Annotated in this window: 17 protein-coding genes; 6 read left to right on the plus strand and 11 right to left on the minus strand. The window is 69.0% G+C overall.

The window, feature by feature from the left end:
• Positions 1-5: 5 nt before the first annotated feature.
• The 5 genes from ACWCQ1_RS08350 (at position 6) to ACWCQ1_RS08370 (ending at position 4,720) form a co-directional block, all read left to right on the plus strand.
• Entirely contained in the window at positions 6-518 is a 513-nt protein-coding gene (locus tag ACWCQ1_RS08350) for a Jag family protein (protein ID WP_133048357.1), read from the plus strand.
• A gap of 117 nt (positions 519-635) precedes the next feature.
• Positions 636-1,352 carry a 16S rRNA (guanine(527)-N(7))-methyltransferase RsmG gene (gene rsmG, locus ACWCQ1_RS08355; RefSeq protein ID WP_208780334.1) on the plus strand — a complete coding sequence of 239 codons (717 nt, stop codon included), beginning with the start codon at positions 636-638 and terminating at the stop codon, positions 1,350-1,352.
• 265 nt (positions 1,353-1,617) lie between these two features.
• The gene (locus ACWCQ1_RS08360; protein WP_133048401.1) at positions 1,618-2,691 is read left to right on the plus strand and encodes a ParA family protein; all 1,074 of its coding nucleotides are present in this window, start codon (positions 1,618-1,620) and stop codon (positions 2,689-2,691) included.
• Entirely contained in the window at positions 2,688-3,776 is a 1,089-nt protein-coding gene (locus ACWCQ1_RS08365; protein WP_133048355.1) for a ParB/RepB/Spo0J family partition protein, read from the plus strand. Before ACWCQ1_RS08360 ends, ACWCQ1_RS08365 begins: the two co-directional genes overlap by 4 nt.
• 326 nt (positions 3,777-4,102) lie before the next feature.
• On the plus strand, positions 4,103-4,720 hold the full coding sequence (locus ACWCQ1_RS08370) for a GNAT family N-acetyltransferase (RefSeq protein WP_133048354.1): 618 nt from the start codon (positions 4,103-4,105) through the stop codon (positions 4,718-4,720).
• A 75-nt stretch (positions 4,721-4,795) separates the two neighbouring features.
• Here the strand turns inward: ACWCQ1_RS08370 and trxA are convergent, their stop codons facing one another.
• The 7 genes from trxA to ACWCQ1_RS08405 all read right to left on the minus strand — a co-directional run bounded on the left by trxA (position 4,796) and on the right by ACWCQ1_RS08405 (position 14,504).
• The gene (gene trxA / locus ACWCQ1_RS08375) at positions 4,796-5,125 is read right to left on the minus strand and encodes a thioredoxin (RefSeq protein ID WP_058924306.1); all 330 of its coding nucleotides are present in this window, start codon (positions 5,123-5,125) and stop codon (positions 4,796-4,798) included.
• Positions 5,126-5,168: 43 nt separating this feature from the next.
• Positions 5,169-6,137, minus strand: a complete 969-nt coding sequence (gene trxB / locus ACWCQ1_RS08380) for a thioredoxin-disulfide reductase (protein WP_133048353.1) — start codon at positions 6,135-6,137, stop codon at positions 5,169-5,171.
• A gap of 190 nt (positions 6,138-6,327) precedes the next feature.
• Positions 6,328-7,206 (minus strand): hypothetical protein, encoded by an 879-nt coding sequence (locus tag ACWCQ1_RS08385; protein WP_451026089.1) that lies wholly within the window; start codon positions 7,204-7,206, stop codon positions 6,328-6,330.
• The gene (sigM, locus tag ACWCQ1_RS08390) at positions 7,203-7,928 is read right to left on the minus strand and encodes an RNA polymerase sigma factor SigM (RefSeq protein ID WP_133048351.1); all 726 of its coding nucleotides are present in this window, start codon (positions 7,926-7,928) and stop codon (positions 7,203-7,205) included. Before sigM ends, ACWCQ1_RS08385 begins: the two co-directional genes overlap by 4 nt.
• A 26-nt stretch (positions 7,929-7,954) precedes the next feature.
• Entirely contained in the window at positions 7,955-9,676 is a 1,722-nt protein-coding gene (locus ACWCQ1_RS08395; RefSeq protein ID WP_451026090.1) for a serine/threonine protein kinase, read from the minus strand.
• Between the two features lie 138 nt (positions 9,677-9,814).
• Complete coding sequence (murJ, locus tag ACWCQ1_RS08400; protein WP_451026091.1) at positions 9,815-12,070, minus strand: murein biosynthesis integral membrane protein MurJ; 2,256 nt, start codon at positions 12,068-12,070, stop codon at positions 9,815-9,817.
• Positions 12,071-12,113: 43 nt separating this feature from the next.
• Entirely contained in the window at positions 12,114-14,504 is a 2,391-nt protein-coding gene (locus ACWCQ1_RS08405; protein WP_451026092.1) for a DUF6049 family protein, read from the minus strand.
• Positions 14,505-14,715: 211 nt separating this feature from the next.
• Here ACWCQ1_RS08405 and ACWCQ1_RS08410 point away from each other — a divergent pair, with 211 nt between their 5' ends.
• Positions 14,716-16,158 carry a CCA tRNA nucleotidyltransferase gene (locus tag ACWCQ1_RS08410; RefSeq protein WP_451026093.1) on the plus strand — a complete coding sequence of 481 codons (1,443 nt, stop codon included), beginning with the start codon at positions 14,716-14,718 and terminating at the stop codon, positions 16,156-16,158.
• Positions 16,159-16,263: 105 nt separating this feature from the next.
• Here ACWCQ1_RS08410 and ACWCQ1_RS08415 read toward each other — a convergent pair whose 3' ends face one another.
• From ACWCQ1_RS08415 to ACWCQ1_RS08430, 4 genes are all read right to left on the minus strand, one after another.
• Complete coding sequence (locus tag ACWCQ1_RS08415) at positions 16,264-16,788, minus strand: LppU/SCO3897 family protein (RefSeq protein WP_451026094.1); 525 nt, start codon at positions 16,786-16,788, stop codon at positions 16,264-16,266.
• A 91-nt stretch (positions 16,789-16,879) separates the two neighbouring features.
• Complete coding sequence (locus tag ACWCQ1_RS08420; protein ID WP_451026095.1) at positions 16,880-18,172, minus strand: MFS transporter; 1,293 nt, start codon at positions 18,170-18,172, stop codon at positions 16,880-16,882.
• 101 nt (positions 18,173-18,273) lie between these two features.
• On the minus strand, positions 18,274-19,356 hold the full coding sequence (locus ACWCQ1_RS08425; RefSeq protein ID WP_451026096.1) for an inositol-3-phosphate synthase: 1,083 nt from the start codon (positions 19,354-19,356) through the stop codon (positions 18,274-18,276).
• Positions 19,357-19,400: 44 nt separating this feature from the next.
• Entirely contained in the window at positions 19,401-20,084 is a 684-nt protein-coding gene (locus ACWCQ1_RS08430; RefSeq protein WP_451026097.1) for a helix-turn-helix transcriptional regulator, read from the minus strand.
• Between the last annotated feature and the right edge of the window lie 101 nt (positions 20,085-20,185).

The raw sequence follows: 20,185 nt of genomic DNA on the forward strand, positions 1-20,185 counted from the left end.
ATCCCGTGACGGAAGGCACCACCTCCGCCGCTGCCGAGGGTGCAGACACCCTGACCCGCCTGGAGCAGGAGGGCGAGATCGCGGCGGACTACCTCGAGGGTCTGCTGGACATCGCCGATCTCGACGGCGACATCGACATGGACGTCGAGGCCGACCGCGCCGCTGTCTCGATCATCAGCGACGCGGGAAGCCGAGACCTGCAGAAGCTGGTCGGCCGTGACGGCGAGGTGCTGGAGGCGCTGCAGGAGCTGACACGCCTGGCCGTCCACCGGGAGACCGGGGACCGCAGCCGGCTGATGTTGGACATCGCTGGCTACCGGGCCAAGAAGCGTGCCGAGCTGTCCGAGCTGGGTGCCAAGGCCGCCGCCGATGTGAAGAACAGCGGCGAGCCGGTGAAACTGCAGCCGATGACGCCGTTCGAGCGCAAGGTGGTGCATGACGCGGTCAAGGCCGCGGGCCTGCGCAGCGAGTCCGAGGGCGAGGAGCCGCAGCGCTTCGTCGTCGTGCTTCCCGCCTGATCGGTCCCCACGTTCCTCCGGCCCCGTCTGTTGCGCAGACGGGGCCGGTCTTTGTCAGCCTGATAGTTCTGGTGGTCGGCGCCGAGTGCGCCGGTGCGGTACGGAAGGACGGTCCCCGTGACGGAGGCAGCGGAACTCCCCCCTGCGCCCGAGCATGCGCGTGAGGTGTTCGGTGATCGCTTCGCGGACGCGGTGCGCTATGCGGAGCTGCTCGCCGAGGCGGGTGTGCAGCGGGGGCTGATCGGCCCACGGGAGGTGCCCCGCCTGTGGGAGCGGCATCTGCTGAACTGCGCGGTGCTCTCGGAGGTCGTCCCCGAGGGCGTCACCGTGTGCGACGTCGGCTCCGGGGCCGGTCTGCCGGGCATTCCCCTGGCGCTCGTCCGGGAGGACCTGAAGATCACGCTGCTGGAGCCCTTGCTGCGGCGGACCACCTTCCTCACCGAGGTCGTGGAACTGCTGGGCCTGGACCATGTGACGGTCGTCCGTGGCCGCGCCGAGGAGGTCATGGGCAAGCTCACTCCGGTCCATGTGGTGACGGCGCGAGCGGTGGCTCCGTTGGACCGGCTGGCCACCTGGGGAATCCCGCTGTTGCGCCCGTACGGCGAGATGCTGGCGCTCAAGGGGGACACCGCGGAGGAGGAGCTCAAGAGCGCCGCCACGGCGCTCAGCAAGCTCGGTGCCGTGGAGACCTCCATCCTGCATGTGGGTGAGGGAGTGGTGGATCCCTTGTCCACGGTCGTCCGGGTCGAAGTCGGGGAGAGCCCCGGCGGTGTGCGGTTCGCGGCCAAGCGTGCGAAGGCCGCTCGCACCGGTCGCGCGCGTCGACGCCGCTGATCCGTCCTGACGACGAGACGTACTCCACACAAGCTGCCAAACCTACGCGCGCCGGAGTGTCGCGACAGTTCGATCACGGCTGCTGTGCATCGTGTTTCACGTGAAACGTCGCTCACTGCTGCACGGCATCATCAGCCGGGGCCGCGCTGCGGCCGAACCCCGCGACCGAAAGCCCCTTGGTTCACTCGATGAGGGTGTGGAGTTGTCCACAGAGGTGGATTTCTCCACAGAACAACAGGCCTCACTGGTTCACAACCCCGAAGACATGGGAGGCTCTGTTCATTGCGAGCCTGAAGTCGAGGAGAGTGAATCCTTGCGGTCCGACGCCAACATCGCGGGACCGATGACCGATCCGGTCCCCGGTCCCCGTACCGAGTCGATGGGGGAGGATGTTTCACGTGAAACACCGCCCCCGATGGACGACACTCCGATCGGTCGTGCTGCCCAACTGGCGGTGGAGGCGCTGAATCGCGCCGGCGAGGGCCTGCCACGGCCCGAGCAGACCCGCATCATCGTGGTCGCCAACCAGAAGGGTGGCGTGGGGAAGACGACGACTACGGTCAACCTCGCCGCTTCGCTGGCTGTGCACGGCGGCCGTGTCCTCGTGGTCGACCTCGACCCCCAGGGCAACGCGTCCACGGCCCTGGGAATCGACCACCATGCCGAAGTGCCGTCCATCTACGACGTGCTGATCGACAGCAAACCGCTGGCCGAAGTCGTCCAGCCCGTCCCCGATGTCGAAGGACTCTTCTGCGCGCCCGCCACCATCGATCTCGCCGGTGCGGAGATCGAGCTGGTGTCCCTGGTGGCGCGGGAGAGCCGACTGCAGCGGGCGATCCAGGCATACGAGCATCCGCTGGACTACATCCTCATCGACTGCCCGCCCTCACTCGGTCTGCTGACGGTCAACGCGTTGGTCGCCGGCGCGGAGGTGCTCATCCCGATCCAGTGTGAGTACTACGCGCTGGAGGGCCTGGGACAACTGCTGCGCAACGTCGACCTGGTGCGGGGGCACCTCAACCCCGCCCTGCATGTCTCGACGATCCTGCTCACCATGTACGACGGCCGGACGCGACTCGCGTCGCAGGTCGCGGAAGAGGTGCGCACCCACTTCGGCGACGAGGTGCTGAGGACGAGCATTCCCCGCTCGGTCCGCATCTCCGAGGCGCCGAGCTACGGACAGACAGTGCTGACCTATGATCCGGGGTCCAGCGGTGCCTTGTCCTATCTTGAGGCGGCACGAGAAATCGCTCTGAAGGGTGTCGGCGTCAGCTACGACCCGACGCAGGCCCATATCGGGGCCCAGGGCAACCCGAGCATGGTGGAGGGGATTCAGTGAGCGAGCGACGGAGGGGTTTGGGCCGTGGTCTCGGCGCACTGATCCCCGCGGCCCCGACGGAGAAGACGCCGGCCCCGGCTGCGGCTTCCGCGTCCCCCGCATCGGTTCCGGTGCTGACGACCGACCGCGGAGTGGCCGCGGCGAAGGTGGCGACGCTGCCGCCTGTTTCACATGAAACCGAGGAGCCGTCGCTGTACGGCGCCGCGGAGACTCCCGGGCCTCCCATGGGCGCCCACTTCGCGGAACTTCCCCTCGACTCCATCAGCCCCAACCCGCGCCAGCCACGTGACGTCTTCGACGAGGACGCGCTGCAGGAACTCGTCACCTCCATCAAGGAGGTCGGCCTCCTCCAGCCGGTCGTCGTACGGCAGGTCGGCCCCGCGCGCTATGAGCTCATCATGGGTGAGCGGCGCTGGCGGGCCAGCCGTGAGGCCGGTCTCGAGGCGATTCCGGCGATCGTGCGGGCCACGGAGGACGACAAGCTTCTCCTGGACGCCCTCCTGGAGAACCTGCACCGCGCGCAGCTGAACCCGCTGGAAGAGGCCGCGGCCTACGACCAGCTCCTGAAGGACTTCAACTGCACGCACGACCAGCTGGCCGACCGCATCGGTCGCTCCCGCCCTCAGGTCTCCAACACCCTGCGTCTGCTGAAGCTCTCGCCGGCGGTCCAGCGGCGGGTCGCCGCCGGAGTCCTCTCCGCCGGTCACGCCAGGGCGCTGCTGTCCGTCGAGGACTCGGAGGAGCAGGACCGGCTCGCCCACCGGATCGTGGCCGAGGGTCTCTCCGTCCGGGCCGTCGAGGAGATCGTGACCCTCATGGGCTCGCGGCCGCAGACGGCTCAGCGCTCCAAGGGCCCGCGGGCCGGTGCCCGGGTCTCCCCGGCGCTCAGCGACCTGGCGACCCGGCTCTCGGACCGCTTCGAGACGCGGGTGAAGGTCGACCTGGGGCAGAAGAAGGGGAAGATCACGGTCGAGTTCGCCTCCATGGAGGACCTCGAGCGGATCCTCGGCACGCTCGCCCCGGGCGAGGGTCCGGTCCTGCAGAAGGGCCTTGGGGAGGGTGACTCGGAGGAGTCCGAGGCCTAGGCAGTCCGAGGCGGGCCGAGTCGTCTCGCTCGGCCGGTGGACGAGGCGGGCCGTGTCCGGTGTGTACGGACACGGCCCGCTCTTTGCTTTCAGGCGGTATCGATGGAATGGCTGTGTGGATACGATGCGTTCAGGTATGGCGCATCCACCTGGCAGTACCTCTGAGAGGGGGCAGGGGCCATGCGAACGATGAGCCGCACCGGGCTGGTGGGCGCGGGCCTTGGACTCGGCGCGGTCGGCGGCTTCGTCGGCAGTCTGCTGAGAGAACGGAGCGCTCTGACAGCCGCTCGCGACGCTGCGGGCGAAGGAAGCGAGGAACAGCCTTCATGGGGCGTCGGCTCGTACCGCTCACGCTGGACAACCTTCAGGACCTTCCCAACCGTTGCCGCTCGTGTGTCTTCTGGGAACTGGACCCCGTCAGCGGTGAGGCCGCGATAAAGGCGGGCACGGCCGCGTTGGAGAAAGAGGCATGGATCTCGGCCGTCCTGCTGGACTGGGGATCATGCGGCCGGGTCGTGTACGTCGACGATGTCCCGGTGGGCTTCGTGCTCTACGCACCGCCCGCTTACGTACCCCGCTCCACGGCGTTTCCCACGAGCCCCATGTCACCGGACGCGGTACAGCTGATGACCGCGTTCATCATGCCGGGATACCAGGGGCAGGGGCTGGGCCGGGTGATGGTCCAGACGGTCGCCAAGGATCTCCTGCGCCGGGGCTTCAAGGCCATCGAAGCCTTCGGAGACGCTCGGTGGAAGGAGCCCGCGTGTGTGCTGCCCGCCGACCACCTCCTGGCCGTGGGCTTCAAGACCGTACGGCCGCACCCCACGTACCCGCGCCTGCGGCTGGAGCTGCGGACGACGCTCTCCTGGAAGGAAGACGTGGAGATGGCGCTCGACCGGCTCCTGGGGGCCGTACAGAAGGAGCCCGCGCTCCGTCCTCTCTGACCGGTCTGACGGGCCGCATAACGCGAAGGGGGCCGACCCGGACGGGTCGGCCCCCTTCATGTTTCACGTGAAACGTCACTCGGCGATGAAGTCCTCGAGGTCGCGGACGATCGCGGCCTTCGGCTTGGCGCCGACGATGGTCTTGGCGACCTCGCCGCCCTGGTAGACGTTCAGCGTCGGGATGGACATGACGCCGTACTTGGCGGCCGTACCCGGGTTCTCGTCGATGTTGAGCTTGACGACCTCGATCTTGTCGCCGTACTCCTTGGCGATCGCCTCGAGCGACGGGGCGATCTGGCGGCACGGACCGCACCAGGCGGCCCAGAAGTCCACCAGGACGGGCTTGTCGCTCTTGAGGACGTCCTGCTCGAAGGAGTCGTCGGTCACGTTCTTCAGGTCGGCCACTGCGGGGGCTCCTTTTACTGGTGTGCGGTGGGGCGGAAGGGGGTCAGACGGAGGTCTTCTCGGGCTCGGCCTGCTCCTCGTCCGCCAGGGCCGCGAGGAAACGCTCGGCGTCGAGAGCGGAGGAGCAACCGGTGCCGGCGGCGGTGATCGCCTGGCGGTAGGTGTGGTCGACGACGTCACCGGCGGCGAACACGCCGGCCACGTTGGTGCGGGTCGAGGGGGCGTCGACCTTGAGGTAGCCCTCCTCGTCCAGGTCGAGCTGGCCCTTGAAGAGTTCGGTGCGCGGGTCATGGCCGATCGCGATGAACAGGCCGGTGACCGCCAGGTCGCTCAGCTCGCCGGTCTTGAGGTTGCGCAGCTTCAGACCCGCCAGCTTCTGGTCACCCTGGATCTCGGCGACCTCGCTGTCCCACACGAACTTGATCTTCGGGTCGGCGAAGGCGCGTTCCTGCATCGCCTTCGAGGCGCGCAGGGTGTCCCGGCGGTGGACGATCGTCACGGACTTGGCGAAGCGGGAGAGGAAGGTGGCCTCCTCCATCGCGGTGTCCCCTCCGCCGATCACGGCGATGTCCTGGTCCTTGAAGAAGAAGCCGTCACAGGTGGCACACCAGGAGACACCGCGACCCGACAGCGCGTCCTCGTTCGGCAAGCCGAGCTTGCGGTGCTGCGAGCCGGTGGCGACGATGACGGCCTTCGCCTTGTGCACGGTGCCGGCGGTGTCCGTGACGGTCTTGATCTCACCGGTCAGGTCGACGGAGACGACGTCGTCCGGGACGAGCTCGGCGCCGAAGCGCTCGGCCTGGGCGCGCATGTTGTCCATGAGCTCGGGGCCCATGATGCCGTCCTGGAAGCCGGGGAAGTTCTCCACCTCGGTGGTGTTCATGAGCGCACCACCGGCGGTGACGGCGCCCTCGAAGACCAGCGGCTTCAGCGACGCGCGCGCGGTGTAGAGCGCCGCCGTGTAGCCGGCGGGCCCGGAGCCGATGATGATCACGTTACGGACGTCGCTCACGGCTAGTTTCCTCGTCTCTGGTCTGCGTCGTCGGACCGGCGGGAGCGCCTTTCGGAACTCTCACACCACCCAACGGATCCTAAGGGGCGCGCATTCCCGCTGTGTCCGGGCGCACGGAGCATGACGCCGGAGCACGTGAGGACGCGACACCGTACGGGATACCACGGGAGACGCAGGCGAAGCCTCAGCGCTACGGCCGGGTGTAGGACTGCCTCAGCAGAACCTTGGCTTTCGTCGACGGATGGGAGACACACGCCGTGTCGACGAGGTACGCGTTCACCTTAGTGCTGTCCGAGGGATCGGAGAGGACGACGAGCAGGGCGGGAGTGCGCTTGTAGGTGCCCTCCTCGGTCGCCAGCGCCACGTCATTGCGGCCGATGCCGTTCTGGATGCAGGGAGGCACCGAGGGCGCACGGTCGATCTTGGGCGAGACGATGCCAGGGTCACTCTGCACGCCCACGCTGCTGTGCGGAGCGGACGAGCCGCGTCCCTGGGTCTGCGGCTTCGCCAGGAGGTCGGTCACCTGCTTCTCCAGCCTACTGTCGGAGAAGGTGTCCGCCGTCGCGGTCTGCCGGCCGCCGGCTTCCGTGCTGGAGGGCTTTCCGTCGTCGAGCGTGGCGATCAGTACGGATCCGAGTCCTAGCGCGGCGATCGCGAAGACGCCACCGAGAACGGCGATCCTGCGACGTCCCGCCCTCTTGCGGTTCTTACGGCCCGGACCGGTCGTCGAGGTCCGTGCCCGCCCGGAGGGACGATCCGCGGTTGCCGATGTTTCACGTGAAACATGAGCGCTGTCGTCGGTGCCGGGTGAGGTGGCGCCCAGGAGGGCCTCTGCGGCGAGGGCGGCGTCGATACGACCGGCGACGTCGGCGGGCATCTGCGGCGGTCCGGGGAGCGTGCCGAGCAGTCCCCTGATCTCCTCCAGGGACGCATGGACGTCCGCGCAGAGTTCGCACCCGTCGAGATGCTGCCGTATGTCGGCGGTACGGGTCGCGGGAAGGAGTCCCTCGGTGAGGTCGGAGATCTCGGCGGCGTCCGGGTGCCCGGCCCTGTCCGTCGTGGATGTCACGCTCGCCCACCTCCGCCCTTCACAGCAGCTGAATCGCTTGGCCCGGTATCACGTGGACCGGCAGTCGGCGGCCCCGCTGCCGGTGGGACGGATGTCCCCTGAGTCCGGTTCCGCCTCTCACCCTGTTCTTTTCCGGTACCGGCGCTTTCCGGCCGGAGATGGGTGAGCAGCGGGAGGAGTCTCGCTCTGCCACGGGCGCAGCGGCTCTTGACGGTTCCGGTCGGGACGTCGAGCACGGCGGCGGCTTCGGCGACGGGGTATCCCTGCATGTCCACGAGGACGAGGGCGGCACGCTGGTCGGGCGGGAGGGTGCCGAGCGCCTCCAGCAGCTGGCGGTGCAGGTCGTTGCGCTCCGCGGGGGCCGACGCTTCCTCGTGCGGCTCCAGCAGCTGCTCCAGCCGTTCGGTGTCGTCGACCGGCGCGGTCTTGCGCGAGGCAGCCTTCCGGGCGCGGTCGAGACAGGCGTTCACCGTGATGCGGTGGAGCCAGGTCGTGACGGCCGACTGTCCGCGGAAGGTGTGGGCGGCCCGGTAGGCGGACACGAGCGCGTCCTGGACGGCGTCGGCGGCTTCCTCGCGGTCGCCCAGCGTCCGCAGCGCCACGGCCCAGAGACGATCCCGATGCCGCCGCACGAGCTCACCGAAGGCGTCCGGGTCGCCCTCTACATGGCGGGCGAGAAGGTCCTGATCGCTTGCGTCGCCATATGCGTTCCCATCTGCCATCGGACCCCCTCCCGTGGACGACGTGCTCAGCCTGTGAACTTCAGGTCGGTGATGGCCTGCTTGTATCCCGCGTCGCTGTACGAGTCGCCTGCCGCGTACGGCAGGGCCGTGAACCAGACGAGTACGTACCGGCTCTTCACCGGCTTGGTGACCCTCACCTTGGCGGTCGTTCCCGTCGTCGTCACCGACCCCATTTTCGTCATCGACGTCAGCGGAACCGACGAACTCATGGAATTGGTCGCGTACAGCGTCACGGTCGTGTGGTTGCCGCCGAACAGAAGCCCTATCGAGGCGGCGGACACCTCCTGCTTCGAGCCGAAGTCGTAGACGATACCGACGCCGGGCTTGAAGAGGGGGTTCATGTTCGGACCGTCCTTGTAGCTGGCGGTGCGCCAGTACGTGGAACTGTCGTGGTCGTAGGTCTTGTCGACGTCGCCCGGGTGCTGTGCGTCGCCCTTGGCGACGTATTCCTGTGCTCCCTGGATGGCGAGGGTCTTGACCGGCTTCGGCGCCTTGCCGTTCTTGTCGTTGCCGTCCGTCGTCTGGGTCTTGTTGGTGTCGTCGGACTTGTTGCCGCTGTCCATGAGGACTTCCGCGAGCTGCCAACTGCCCAGCCCCAGCGCGGCGATGAGGAGCGCCGACACGGCCCACTTCAGTGCCCTGCCGGTACGGCTCTGCAGCGGGGCAGGTGGTGACGGGACGGGACGGGTGGCGCCCGGGTGCGGTGCCGGACGGCCGTAGGTGCCCTGCTGGTAGGTCGTGCGCTGGTACTCCGGCGGGGCGGTGAACGCCGGCTCCGGCGGGCGGATGCGCGGCATCTCACCGATCGCCTTCACCAGCTCCTCCGGCGTCTTGCAGGGGGACTCGTGCCGGGAAGCGGTCGCCCCGTCGTTGGCCAGCGCGCGCATGCTGAGTTCGGACAGGCCGCGGTGCACGCCCGCCCGCACCTGGTCCGGCGCGATCAGGCCGACGTCCTTGGGCAGCCCGGACAGACCGTAGGCGTCGCTCTCGTACGGCCAGCGCTGGGTGAGCGCCGCGTACAGCAGCGCGCCCATGGCCTCCGTGTCGGTGCGCTGCGGGGTGGCGGAGCTGATGCCGCGCAGCGCGGCGTTCACGGCCAGGCCGCGGATGCGCCACTGTCCGGACGACGTGCGCAGCACGGCGTTGGGGTTCAGACGCAGATGGGCCAGGCCCTCACGGTGCGCGGCCGCCATGGCGGAGGCGATCTGACTGACCATCTGGTACGCCTCGTACACCTCGAGCGGGCCCGGGGCGAGGAGGGTGGTCAGCTCGACGGCGTCGGGGAGCCACTCGTGGACGACGTAGACGAGGTCGTCCTCCTCGACCGCGTCCAGCACCTGCACGAAGCGTGGATCACCGAGCAGCGCCGAGGAACGGGCCGCGGCCAGTACGGAACGTGCCCGCGCGTGGTCCGCGGGCAGGATGTGGACGCCGACGGCGCGGCGAAGTTTCTCGTCCACGGCGCGCCAACTGCTGAATCCGTCCAGACGGGTGACGCACTCCTCCAGGCGGTACCGTCTGGCGAGTTTGTGACCGCTGTGCAGCTCGGGCGCTGAGGCCTCCCCGGAACCTTCGGTCCCGTCACTCCCCTGTGCCTCGTCGATCTCCGTGTCCCGCTCCCGGTTCTGGGCCACCCCGTCGGCCGTGGACTGGTCCGCCTGTGCGGTCAGCGGCTCGTCGCCGCTGTTGTCTGCCACGTCGACGGCAGCCGTGCTCCGTTCCGCCACCGTCGTCCCTGCCTCCCCATCCGTTGCGCGCCGACCGCCATCCGTGCGCGCCGTCCGACGCCGAAACCAATTGTGCCCACAGTCCGCCGCTATGCACGACACACGGTGGCGGACGATGGTTGTGCGCGTACCCCCGCGTCAGCGCCCCAGACGCCCGCGGACCATGCCGACCAGCGAGTTGAGCTCCTCGATGCGCATCTTGCGAGCGGCGAGGAAGAAGGTCCCGAGCAGGACCGCCCCACCGACCAGCAGCGACGCGAAGGACCCGACGACGCCCTGGCCGAGCGCGTGGCCGATTCCGTAGCAGGCGGCGCCGCTGAGGGCGGCCGCGGGCACCGAGGCGATGCCGAGCCTGGCGTACGTCCGCAGGACGCGGGCGCCGTCCAAGTCGCCGCCCAGCCGCTTGCGCAGCCGGTTCCAGGCGACACCTACGCCGATGGCGTAGGCGAGGCCGTAGGCGGCGGCCATGCCGGCCACGGCCCAGCGGGCCGGCAGCACGAGGTAACAGAGGGCGGAGGCAGCCGCGTTGACCGCGGCCACGATGACCGTGTTGTAGAAGGGGGTCCGGGTGTCCTCGTAGGCGTAGAAGGCGCGCAGGACGACGTACTGCACGGAGTACGGGATGAGGCCGAGACCGAAGGCCATCAGCATGTAGCCCATGTTGGTCGCCCCGCCGGTGCCCGACGTGCCGAAGATGAGCGTGCACATCGGGATGCCGAGGGCGAGGAAGCCGAAGGCGATCGGCACGATCGCGACGGCCGTGGTGCGCAGGCCCTGGGAGATGTCGTCGCGGACGGCGCCGCCGTCGCCCTCGGCGGCCGAGCGCGAGATGCGCGGCAGCAGGGCGGCCATCAGGGAGACCGTGATGATGGCCTGTGGCAGGCCCCAGATGAGCTGGGCGTTGGCGTAGGCGGAGAAGCCGGTACCGGCGATATTCGTGTCCTTGACGGCCGCGGTGGCCAGCTGGGTGACGACGAGCGCGCCGGCCTGGTTCGCGAGGACGAAGAGCACGGTCCACTTGGCGAGCATCGCCGCCTTGCCGAGACCGTGGCCCTTCCAGTCGAAGCGCAGCCGCAGCCGGAAGCCCGTCTCGCGCAGGTAGGGGATCATCGCCAGCGCCTGGACGACGAGTCCGAGCAGGACGCCGATGCCGAGGAGCCGCTGCCCCTCCGGCGGAATGGTGGTGACGCTCATCCCGGAGTCCCTGGAGGTGCCGTACACCCACAGGAACATGCCGAGCGTCACGATGATGACGATGTTGTTGAGGACCGGCGTCCACATCATGGCGCCGAACTTCCCGCGCGCGTTGAGGACCTGACCCATCACCACGTGGACGCCCATGAAGAAGATCGAGGGCAGGAAGTACCGGGTGAAGGTGATGGCGACCTCGTTGGCGGCGGGATCGCCGGCCACGGAGTTCGACAGGGTCCGCACCAGGAGCGGCGCGATGAGGACGCCGACCACGGTGAGAGCGGCCAGCGCGACCATCACCAGGGTCAGCAGCCGGTTGGCGAAGGCCTCCCCGCCGTCCTCGTCCTCCTTCATCGACCGCACCAGCTGCGGGACGAAGACGGAGTTCAGGCCGCCGCCCACGGTGAGGATGTAGATCATCGTCGGCAGCTGGTAGGCCACCTGGAAGGTGTCGCCGAGGAGGGCGGTGCCGAGCGCCGAGACGATCAGCGCGGAGCGGATGAAGCCGGTGAGGCGGGAGACCATCGTGCCCGCGGCCATGACGGCACTGGACTGCAGCAGCCCGGAGGCCCGGCCGCTCTTCTTCCCGGCCGGAGCCGAGGTGGCGGCCGGGGGCGCGGCGGGCGCGGGGGTGAGGTTCATGGTCTGGTCGTCGACCGGCGCCGACGCGGGGGTCTGCGCACCCGGAGCGGTCGCCGGGCCCGGCACCGTCAGGGGTTCGGGCGTCAGAGGTCCGGCGCCCTGCTGCTGGTCCCGGAAGAGGTGCGCGAACGCGTCGTGCTCGGGAGGCTCCTCACCGGCCCGGGTCACCAGGTCGTCGACACCGACGTACTGGGTGGTGCGGGGGTCGTCGCCGTGCGGCAGGTACTGGGTTGCGCCGTCCGGCTCGGGCGCCGGGGGCCGTGCCCACACGCGCGGGTCAGGGGCGTACGGCGACTGGGGCGGCTGGGCGTACAGCGGCTGCTGGGGCTGGTAAGTGCCCGGGGGCGGCGGGGGATGCGCGGCACGGTCGTAGAGCGCCTCGGCGACGGGATCCTGCGCCGCGAGGTCCTGTGCGCGGTAGGGGTCCTGGTCGTAGGCGTCCTGGAGGTACATGTCGGCGGGCGGCTGCGGGGGCACCTGACCGGGCTCGGGCGGCGGGCCCTCGGGGTACCCCGAGCTGCCCGCGGCCTGGCCGCGGTCACCGTCGTACGGCGCGTTCATGGTTACCCCACCTCATAGTCCCGGGCCCACGGCCACGACATCCTCAACGGTCCACTCTCTCACCCGTGCCGGACGGGTCCGTGCTTTCCGCTGCGGTGTCCGCTGTCGGGTCACTCGGCTGCTGCGGGTCATCTGCCCGGGCATCGGTGCCCGACTCCTCCTTGAGACGGCTGTCCGGGCCCTCGGGGTTCTCCGGTCCCTCGCCGCCCTCGGCCGCCGTGTCGTCCGGGCCGTTCTCCGCGGCTTCGCGGGCGGCTGCCCGCTTGCGCTGGGTGTACATGCGGAAACCGGCGAGGACGAGCAGCAGGAAGCCGCCGCCGATGACCAGCATCACGGTGGCCGTGAACTCGGTGACCTTGACCTCGAAGGACACCGGGCCGCCGTACTTCTGACCGTCCTCCGTGTACAGCTGGGCCGTCACGGTCGCCTGGCCGTTGGCCTTGGCCGTCGTGGTGAACTTCACCGTCTGGCTGTGGCCGCCGGAGACCGCGATGGGCTGTTCGTCGTAGGCGTCATCGCCGATCTTGAGGCGGGTGGGGCTGTTCGAGGTGAGCCGCAGCACCAGGTGCTGGACGCCCTGCACCAGGTTGTTCTGGACGGTGACGGGGATCGTGGCGCTGCGTCCGGACAGCTTGGTGTCGGACTTGTCGATCAGCTTGACCTGGCCGGTCAGGCCGGTGAGGTAGGTGTCCACGTCGGTGCGGAAGCTCTGCGCGGCGTACGGACGACCACGCCACGACGTGGACATCTCGCGGTTCATGGCCCGCCCGAAGGGGGTCACCACCCGTGATTCGTTGCTCAGGATCACCCGGAAGTTGTCGAGCTTGTCCTGGGTGCCCGCGATCTGCTCGAAGGCCGAGCGCGGCAGCTCCTGCTTGCGCAGCGAGGAGGGGTACTCCGAGGCCGGCGGCACCTTGGTGGTGGCGCCGGGGTCCGGCTTGGCCTTAGCGGCCGCCGTGAGCTTCTCGGACTGGGACCAGTTCCCGGCCTCGAGGTCCGTCACGGCCTCGGCCATGGCCTGGGCCTGGCGGGTCGTCGGGATGCGCTGCGGGGCGACGACGATGTTGCGCTGCCTGTTCGTCTGGGTGTTCAGGGCGAGGCTCTGGGCGAGGAACCTCTGCACGGCCAGCGTGGAGGCGGAGGCCTTGCTCAGATCGCCCTGGAACGCCGTCGACAGACGGGAGTCCGCGACCACCGCCGTGACGCCGCCACCGACGGGGCGGGCGGCGGAGGGCGTGTACGACAGGCCGCCGGTCTCCTGGAGGCTGTCGCTGCGGGCGATGATCTGGTCGGCGCCCGCGGAGGTGGCGACCTTCACGATCGACGGGTCGACGGCGCCGTCCACGGGCCAGGCGAAGTCGGTCGTCGGGGTGACGTGCAGCACCGTCTTCACAGTGGTGGCGGCGACGTCCGTGGCTTCCTTGAGGTGGCTCAGCGAGCCGGTGACGCTGGTGCCGTTGTGGGCGAGGGAGGCCAGGTCCGGGTCGGCGAAGGGGAGGGCGACGACCTCCTTGTCCGCCACCGCCTGCTGCAGCTCGTCGAGCCACTGCTTCGCGATCGCCTGGTGCGTGCCCGCCGCGGTGCCGCCCGCGGTCTGGATCTTGTAGCTGCCGGTCATGGCGTCGACGGAGGCCAGCAGGTCGGGGTCGACGACCCAGGTCACGTCGAGGTTCTTGCCCAGCGAGAGCATCTCGTCCAGGCGGCCGCCGGGGGAGATCGCCTTGGCGAGGTCGTCGTTGAGGAAGACCGGCGTCTGCTGCTGGTTCGACCCGGTCTCCGCCGTCATGTGGACGTCGGAGACCAGGGGCCACAGGAACGTCGTCTTCGTCTTGGTGTCCGCTGCGTCGGGCTGCCAGGGCAGGAAGGTCCGCTGGATACCGAGGACCTGGTCCCACGGCTGGGCGGGGGTCTGGCCGGAGAGCGAGACCGCGAACTGGTACACCCCGTCGTCGCCGAGGTCCAGCTTGTCGACCGGCACGGAGATGCTGAAGGGCTCGGCGACCCCCGGGGTGAGCTTGGCGAAGTCCTCGACGTACTTGCCGCCCACCTCCGTGCCGGTGGGGCCCTGGAGGCTGGCGCTGTCGCGGGCGGCGCTGTCGATGCCGGAACGCGTGGTCAGCTCGGGGCCGACGCGCAGTCCCACATGGGCGTCGGTGACCGCCTGCCTGCCGTTGTTGGTCACCGTCCCGGACACGGTGAGGGTGTCGCCGTCCGAGGGCACGGTCGGGCTGAGGGAGTCGAGGGCGATGGCGACCGAGCCGGAGCCGGAGGCATCCTGCAGGGAGGTCCGGCCCACGGCGTCCGCGTGGCTCGCGGCGGGCAGCTGGAGCAGACCGGCCAGCAGCGGTACCCCGGCGAGCAGTGCCCCGGAGCGCCGCAGCCAGCGGCGGGCAGGTGAGGGACTCATCCCCTGGAAGTCTGCCGCCTCGGCCACGCGTTCGCCCGTCCCTCGTCGTCGTCAGTGGTCGCCGCAATGTGCGTCCACGCATGGTAACGATGCGCGCTGAGGGGAAGTGCCGCGGACTGCTCCACAAGATCGGGGAACAAGATCGTCCCGTCCCATATGTGCCTGTATAAGGACCGCGGGGTTGTGCACGTTTAATGGAGGCGCCCGCGGTCGTTCGGGCCACGTACCCTCTTCTGTTGTGCCGAACGCCAACGAAGACAACGCCCGTACCCCGAACCAGGCCCCGTCCAGCACGCCGGACGAGGCGCTGAGGGTCACCCCTGTCGCAGACGACCTCGCCCGCCGCTTCCAGGCGGCCGGGTTCTCGCTCGCCCTCGTCGGCGGTTCGGTCCGGGACGCGCTGCTGGGACGGCTCGGCAACGACCTCGACTTCACGACCGACGCCCGCCCCGAGGACGTCCTCAAGATCGTCCGGCCCTGGGCGGACGCCGTCTGGGAGGTCGGCATCGCCTTCGGCACGGTCGGCGCGCAAAAAGACGGCTACCAGATCGAAGTCACGACCTACCGGTCGGAGGCGTACGACCGCACCTCACGCAAGCCCGAGGTGTCGTACGGCGACTCGATCGAGGAAGATCTCGTCCGGCGCGACTTCACCGTGAACGCCATGGCTCTCGCGCTTCCCGAGCGGAAGTTCATCGATCCCCATGACGGACGGGCCGATCTGGCCGCCCGTGTGCTGCGCACCCCCGGCACCCCCGAGGACTCCTTCTCGGACGACCCGCTGCGGATGATGCGCGCGGCACGGTTCGCCGCTCAGCTGGACTTCGAGGTGGCTCCCGAGGTCGTGACAGCGATGAAGGAGATGGCGGGACGGATCGAGATCGTCTCGGCCGAGCGGGTTCGGGACGAGCTCAACAAGCTGATCCTCTCCGACAATCCGCGCAAGGGCCTGGCCCTCCTGGTCGACACCGGCCTCGCTGACCACGTTCTGCCCGAGCTGCCGGCCCTGCGACTGGAGAGCGACGAGCACCACCGTCACAAGGACGTCTACGAGCACACGCTCATCGTCCTGGAACAGGCGATCGCGCTGGAGGAGAACGGTCCCGATCTGACTCTGCGCCTGGCGGCGCTCCTGCATGACATCGGAAAGCCGCGTACTCGTCGCTTCGAGAAGGACGGACGCGTCTCGTTCCACCACCACGAGGTGGTCGGGGCGAAGATGACCAAGAAGCGCATGACGGCGCTCAAGTACTCCAACGAACTGGTGAAGGACGTCTCACGTCTGGTCGAACTCCACCTGCGCTTCCACGGATACGGCACCGGTGAATGGACGGACTCCGCGGTCCGCCGCTATGTCCGGGACGCCGGCCCGCTCCTCGGCCGGCTCCACAAGCTGACCCGCTCGGACTGCACCACCCGCAACAAGCGGAAGGCGGCGGCACTGTCCCGCGCCTACGACGGTCTGGAGGAGCGCATCGCCCAACTCCAGGAGCAGGAGGAGCTGGACTCCATCCGCCCGGACCTGGACGGCAATCAGATCATGGAGATCCTGGGTGTCGCGCCGGGCCCGGTCATCGGCCGCGCCTACCGGCACATGCTGGAACTGCGCCTGGAGAACGGACCGATGGAGCACGACACGGCGGTGGCCGCGCTCAAGGAGTGGTGGGCCGAGCAGAGCTGAGCCTCCGTGAAACGGCGGCATGTTTCACGTGAAACATGCCGCCACCGGACATGCTGCGGGGCGGTGTTTCACGTGAAACACCGCCCCGCAGCATGTCGATCCTTGTTACTTGTAGTCCTTCAGGCAGAGCAGGAAGTCGCTGCCGTCGCCGGACTCGGTGTACGTGTACTGGAAGTCCTTGGCCGCGGCCTCGCACTTCGTCGACGCCGAGAGCTCGGTCGAGTACGACCCCTTCACCTTCGCCAGCACCACGTACTGGGCCTTCGACGAGCCGCAGTCGACCACCTCGAGGTCCGGGTTGGTGTCGGAGGTGCTGCCGCGATGCATGCAGTCACCGACCTTGGCGGTGTTGGCGTCGTCCTGGCTGGCTATGTAGCCCACGATGGCCGCGACGGCCACGACCGCGACGATGACGATGTTCTTGATCGCCTTGGCGCTCAGCTTGCGGCGAGGCTGCGCCGGAACCGGGGCGTACGGTGCGGCCCCCGGCGGGGGAAACCCGGGCTGCCCGGGCTGACCCGGCTGCTGCGGGTAGGCGGCGTGCGGCGGGTACGGTGCCTGAGGCTGCGGCTGGCCGTAGGGCTGCTGGACCTGAGCGAACGGGTTCTGGCCCTGAGGCGGAGTGGTCACGTGGGTGTCCCCCTGAAAGTGAATGAGCTGCGCACATAAGAGGCGCGTAAGACGCAGGTAAGTTACCGGCCGCCACTGACACTGCTGTGGCTCAGGTGGACTCTGTGGCCTTCATGTGACACTTACGGCGCTCAAAGTGGGCCATAGTCGCAGCAATCGCTCCGTAGGCAACGGCGACCGTGCCGACCACGGTCGTGGAACGGCCGTCCGGTGGCAGCATCAGTGCGGCGACCGCGGCGGCGCCGACGAAGGCGATGTTGAACAGGACGTCGTAGACGGAGAAGATCCGTCCGCGAAAACCGTCGTCGACGCGGGACTGCACGATCGTGTCCGTCGCGATCTTCGCCCCCTGCGTCGTCAGACCCAGGACGAACGTGGCGACGAGCATGGGGCCGACGGCGAACGGGAGCCCGAGGGCAGGCTCCAGAACCGCGGCACTCGCCGCGCACACGACGATCCAGCGGCCGGGACCGAGCCGTCCCGCCGCCCAGGGCGTCACGACGGCGGCCGCGAAGAAGCCGGCTGCGGACGTCCCCAAGGCCAGTCCCAGCAGCCGCAGTCCGTCGTCCGCGTTCGAGGAGAAGGCGTACCGGCACAGCATCAGCAGCATGACCAGCAGAGCGCCGTAGCAGAACCGCATCAGCGTCATCGTGAGGAGCGCCCAGGCCGCCTCCCGGCGCGGTGGGGACGTCAGGTGCCGTACCGCTGCCGCCAGGTCGCGAGCGGTGCCGGCGAGTGCCGTACCGAGGCGCGGCTGTACCAACTCCTGGTCGGGCCCGAGCAGTCCGGGGGCCAGGCGCAGTGAGGCCAATGCCCCGCACAGGTAGAGCAGGGCGCCCAGCAGCACCACGGCGGCGTCCGAGTCGGCCACCACCAGCCGTACGACGAAGGCGAGACCTCCGCCGACGGTCGCGGCGAGCGTCCCGGCGGTCGGCGACAGGGAGTTGGCCATCACGAGCCGTTCCTCGTCCACGACGCGGGGCAGGGCGGCGGACAGGCCCGCGAGGACGAAGCGGTTGACGGCGGTGACGCAGAGCGCGGAGGCGTAGAAGAGCCAGTCCGGGACGTGGGCGAGGATCAGAACGGCCGTGGCCGAGGCCATGAGGGCGCGCAGCAGGTTGCCGTAGAGGAAGACCTGGCGACGGCGCCAGCGGTCCAGAAGAACGCCCGCGAAGGGGCCGACCAAGGAGTACGGGAGCAGCAGCACCGCCATCGCGGAGGCGATCGCGGCGGCCGAGGTCTGTTTCTCCGGCGAGAAGACCACGTAGGCGGCCAGCGCGATCTGGTAGACCCCGTCGGCTCCCTGGGAGAGCAGTCGTACGGCGAGCAGTCGTCGGAAGTTCCGGAAGCGGAGCAGGACGCGCAGGTCGCGGACGACGGACATGGGGCACAGCCTCACATACGGGGAGGGTCCCCGGGCACGTGGCCCGGGGACCCTCTGGAGCCCTGGCAGGAGCGTTTTCAGTGCGTGGTGCTGCGAGCCGCTTAGCGCTCGACCTCACCCTTGATGAACTTCTCGACGTTCTCGCGGGCCTCGTCGTCGAAGTACTGGACCGGCGGGGACTTCATGAAGTAGCTGGAGGCCGACAGGATCGGGCCGCCGATGCCGCGGTCCTTGGCGATCTTCGCGGCGCGCAGGGCGTCGATGATGACGCCGGCCGAGTTCGGGGAGTCCCAGACCTCGAGCTTGTACTCCAGGTTCAGCGGGACGTCGCCGAACGCGCGGCCCTCGAGGCGGACGTAGGCCCACTTGCGGTCGTCGAGCCAGGCGACATAGTCGGACGGGCCGATGTGGACGTTCTTCTCGCCGAGGTCCCGGTCGGGGATCTGGGAGGTGACGGCCTGGGTCTTGGAGATCTTCTTGGACTCGAGGCGGTCGCGCTCGAGCATGTTCTTGAAGTCCATGTTGCCGCCGACGTTCAGCTGCATCGTGCGGTCCAGGATGACGCCGCGGTCCTCGAACAGCTTGGCCATGACGCGGTGCGTGATGGTGGCGCCGACCTGCGACTTGATGTCGTCGCCCACGATCGGGACGCCCGCCTCGGTGAACTTGTCGGCCCACTCCTTGGTGCCGGCGATGAAGACCGGAAGGGCGTTGACGAAGGCGACCTTGGCGTCGATGGCGCACTGGGCGTAGAACTTCGCCGCGTCCTCGGAGCCCACGGGCAGGTAGCAGACGAGGACGTCGACCTGCTTGTCCTTGAGGACCTGGACGACGTCGACCGGCTCCTCGGCGGACTCCTCGATGGTGAGGCGGTAGTACTTGCCGAGACCGTCGAGGGTGTGGCCGCGCTGGACCATCACGCCGGTGTGCGGGACGTCGGCGATCTTGATGGTGTTGTTCTCGGAGGCGCCGATCGCGTCCGCGAGGTCGAGGCCGACCTTCTTGGCGTCGACGTCGAACGCGGCGACGAACTCGACGTCCCCGACGTGGTAGTCACCGAACTGCACGTGCATCAGGCCGGGGACCTTCGACGCCGCGTCGGCGTCCTTGTAGTACTCGACTCCCTGCACCAGCGACGCGGCGCAGTTGCCCACGCCGACGATGGCTACGCGAACCGAACCCATTCCGGTTGCTCCCTATGTGTACGAGTGAGGCCCTGACTGGGCGCTCACGTGGCGGTGTCGTCGGGCGAATCCGGCCCGGGGGTGTCCCCGGGCCGGGGCAGGACGCCCGGCGCTCCAGATGTGGTGTCGTGCCGAGCGGGCTCCCCGGAGGCAGGACCCTTGAGGTCCCGTCCGGCCCGCTCGCTCTCGATGAGCTCGTTCAGCCAGCGCACTTCGCGCTCCACGGACTCCATCCCGTGGCGCTGGAGCTCAAGCGTGTAGTCGTCGAGGCGCTCCCGGGTGCGGGCGAAGGAGACACGCATCTTCTCCAGGCGCTCCTCCAGCCGGCTGCGGCGGCCCTCCAGCACGCGCATGCGCACGTCGCGTGACGTCTGCCCGAAGAAGGCGAAGCGGGCGGCGAAGTGCTCGTCCTCGTACGCGTCGGGGCCGGTCTGCGACAGCAGCTCCTCGAAGTGCTCCTTGCCCTCGGCCGTCAACCTGTAGACGATCTTGGCGCGACGCCCTGCGAGTGGTGCGGCGAGGGCGTCCTCAGGAGCGTTCCCCGACTCCTCGGTCAACCAGCCGTTGGCGACCAACGTCTTGAGGCAGGGGTACAGCGTCCCGTAGCTGAACGCGCGGAACACGCCCAGTGACGTGTTGAGCCGCTTACGCAGCTCGTATCCGTGCATCGGGGACTCGCGGAGCAGGCCGAGGACGGCGAACTCGAGGATCCCGGACCTCCGGCTCATCCCCTCGCCTCCTCGCCTTATCTCGCTCCGATGTATCGACTCGATACATCACGACGATAGAACGGCCTTCCGGATGGGACAAGTGGGGAGACGGTGAACGG

This window comes from Streptomyces sp. NPDC002144 (assembly GCF_053593695.1).

Coding starts and splice junctions, on each gene's coding strand:
- ACWCQ1_RS08425 (WP_451026096.1), bottom strand. CDS start 19,356: ATGGGTTCGGTTCGCGTAGCCATCGTCGGCGTGGGCAACTGCGCCGCG.
- ACWCQ1_RS08360 (WP_133048401.1), top strand. CDS start 1,618: ATGGGAGGCTCTGTTCATTGCGAGCCTGAAGTCGAGGAGAGTGAATCC.
- sigM (WP_133048351.1), bottom strand. CDS start 7,928: ATGGCAGATGGGAACGCATATGGCGACGCAAGCGATCAGGACCTTCTC.
- murJ (WP_451026091.1), bottom strand. CDS start 12,070: ATGAACGCGCCGTACGACGGTGACCGCGGCCAGGCCGCGGGCAGCTCG.
- ACWCQ1_RS08430 (WP_451026097.1), bottom strand. CDS start 20,084: ATGAGCCGGAGGTCCGGGATCCTCGAGTTCGCCGTCCTCGGCCTGCTC.
- ACWCQ1_RS08420 (WP_451026095.1), bottom strand. CDS start 18,172: ATGTCCGTCGTCCGCGACCTGCGCGTCCTGCTCCGCTTCCGGAACTTC.
- ACWCQ1_RS08370 (WP_133048354.1), top strand. CDS start 4,103: ATGGGGCGTCGGCTCGTACCGCTCACGCTGGACAACCTTCAGGACCTT.